The 509-nt window shown below is 47.7% G+C and carries 2 pseudogenes; both read right to left on the bottom strand.

Features of this window, described 5'->3' with window-relative positions:
• Positions 1-231: pseudogene (locus tag R7Q46_RS30555) on the bottom strand (alpha/beta hydrolase); the annotation flags it as partial.
• A 77-nt stretch (positions 232-308) separates the two neighbouring features.
• Positions 309-509: pseudogene (locus R7Q46_RS30550) on the bottom strand (hypothetical protein); the annotation flags it as partial.

Raw genomic sequence — 509 nt, 5'->3', positions numbered from 1 at the left:
ACCACCACCGGGCATCAATAAAATACCAATCCCGTTGGATTGCTCTGGTTCAAACACGACAATTTCGGGATGCGTGATCTCAAACACTGCGCGATCTGGTAACAACTCGTTCAGATTTCTTTCTTGATAACTTTGCACCAGATGGGAGGGGATTTGAGGCTCAGACCACAAAGGCAAAACGGGATGCTCAGGAAACCAAGTCTGTAGTGAAGTAATCGGCGCAACGTGCATGGCATTCTCTCCGGCTTAAAAACAAAAAAAGCCAGCTCAATGGCTGGCCTTAACCTATTTCCCGATAAAATGAGTGCTTAGTCTAGTAGCGACTTCACATATTCTGCAATTTCAGGCACCTGGCAGTGCGCAAAGAAACACTCTTGGAATTGCGTGCTGCCTACTGCAGTTTTCACTAGCTCTTGGTCGATAGCACGTAGACCTTCAACCACGTCTTTTGCTACCGCTGATTTCACGTTGTTTAGGATAGCCGCGTTCGCTTGCTGAGGTGCTGCACG

It is taken from the genome of Vibrio sp. 811 (genome assembly GCF_033339195.1).
Note: the sequence above shows the minus strand (reverse complement) of the source record. Positions and strands in the feature narration are given on the sequence as shown.